The sequence below is a fragment of the Microbulbifer rhizosphaerae genome, from assembly GCF_014191725.1.
GTDB lineage: Bacteria > Pseudomonadota > Gammaproteobacteria > Pseudomonadales > Cellvibrionaceae > Microbulbifer > Microbulbifer rhizosphaerae.
The window spans coordinates 1-2234 of the sequence record NZ_JACHWZ010000062.1; the positions used below are offsets into that span (position 1 = coordinate 1).

The 2234-nt window shown below is 60.0% G+C and carries 1 protein-coding gene; it reads left to right on the forward strand.

Annotated elements, in window-relative coordinates; genetic code table 11:
* A partial coding sequence (locus tag FHS09_RS22415) for a hypothetical protein (RefSeq protein ID WP_183464121.1) occupies window positions 1-2234 on the forward strand: 2234 nt, incomplete at both ends.

A 2234-nucleotide genomic window follows, 5' to 3' on the forward strand; every position in this document is an offset into this window, starting at 1 on the left:
CGGCTGTACCTGTACGACCAGAACGGCAACGCCACCCTGGAAATATCTGCGATCAACAACAACAGCCTGGACACTATCCTCACCGCCCAGCAGGCAGTGAACGAGATCACCCAGAGCGAGACGCAGTGGAAGTACAGCCTGTACGACCAGGAAGACCAGCTGGTGAGCGTGGTTGAACCGCCGCTGGATACGCCGACGGACAATCCGGACCTGAGTCTCAACTGGGATGTGGGAGACAATGGGGAAGCGGTACAGAACGAGATCAGCAGTAGCAGTAGCACTGGCGGCGTACCCAGTGCCGGTTCGCGCAACAAAACCACCAACAGCACCAGCAACTCCACCGTCTGGGTGGATCTCAACAACGGCAACATGCCCACTGATCCCGATACCGCTGTTACCAACAAGCTCAGCCTGCCCGCCCAGCGCAGCCAGACCACCGTGCGCGACAACAACATCAACTACGTCGACGAGGAGGGCGAGGGCTATGCCAGCAACCCCGGCGGCGCCACCGCCGTGGATGGTGCCAAGTCCTGGGTGGACAACACCGACGAACTCTTCCACCTGAATGCCGGCGACCCGCGCCTCAACTTCGAAGACCTGGGCCTCAGCGCCCAGCAGCAGACCGAGCTCGCCGGCCTGCTCGGCAGCACCAGCTACCAGCTCGACGGCAGCAGCCAGGGCAGCCACAAGGGCTATATCGAAAGGGACACGCAGCACTACTACACCAGCCGTGAAGTCACTCTCGACAGCGGCCGCAGCATTACCGTGTTTACCAACCGCATCGAAGTGGAAGAGCAGGTGCACATCTTCGTGCCCCTGTCCCACGGCGGCACCGAAAACGGCTGGCGCGAAGTGGTGATCACCACCAACAGCTACAACTACGACGTCACCAGCGACTTCCTGCAGGCGGACGACGCCGAGGCGGACAGCACCCTCGAAGGGGCGCAGAGCAACCCGCTGGACGTCATGCCGAGCCTGGACTGGGAAGTCGACAACAACACCCTCACTCTGAACAGTGACGACGTCGCCAGCGTGTTCGGCAACACCGCCAAGGTCAAGGTACTGGCGAAGAATGCCAGCGGCCAGGTGGTGATGAACAACACCGAATACGGCTGGAGCGACGGCATGAACATCGCGCTCAACAGCAATGCTGCCTCGGTATCACTGACGTTCATCGACCCGGACGGTCTGGTGCTGCACGCGGTGGACCTGTACAGCAGCGCCGCCACTTCCCAGAGTGGCACTGTCGGCCTGCCGGGCGAGGGCGTGGGTCTGGAGCACTTGCCGGAGGTGAACAAGTTCTGGCTGTCTGCCGGTTACCGTTCCTCGAAGCAGGGCAGTGCGACCAGCACCAGTTTCGAGTACCACGACTCGGTGAAGGTGAAGGAGACCACCTATCAGTCGCAGGGAACTAAGTCGGTAAGTTATCCGGGGCAGGTGGAAGCCTATGGGGATGTGAAGGTCACCTATACGACTGTACGTGCAAAGCCCGTGGGTGCGGAGCCAATGGGGGATGGAACCAAGATCTATGAGTTTCGAGGAGAGGTTCAATACACGGTTTCGGGGCTGAGGGACGCTACAGGAGCAAAGATAAGAATTTCGATGGGAACTTCATCGGGATCTGTAACGGTTACTGGGAATGGTACATTTACTGCCACCGCAGGTTGGTACACATACAGGTCTAGCAGTACGCCGCCAACGCCTTCGGTAACGGTTTCCATGACGACCAATGGTCAGACCTGGGGTACCTATAGTGGCAGCGGCGGTGTCACCAAAACCTCCCCGGAGCGTATCAAGGTCCACGCCCTACCGCCCGGCACCGAGTCCATCCGCTTCAAAGCCGACGGCGTCACCAAAAACGTCGACGTACCCACCGGCCAGAGCTGGGTCTATGTCGACACCTCGGCGATGAACAACGGCGCCACCAACCTGGCGTTCGAGTTGTGGGCTTATTCCGGCAACAGCCAGAGCGGCACGGTGCTGAACCACGCCAAGGGCAATTTCAACAACGCCAGCGGCGGTACGGTAAGCAATATCACCAACGCAGTCACCAAAATCGCCAAGACCAACACCTACACGCGCAACGCCTCGTCCAATGGCGACAGCTACTCGTCCGTCTTCTACTCTCAGGTAGGCCTATACAACCGCGAGGCGATCCGCAATATCGCCCTGCAGTTGAGCGGCGACGCCAACGACGAAACCCTGATCGCCCACCACGCCACCTACAACGCCTT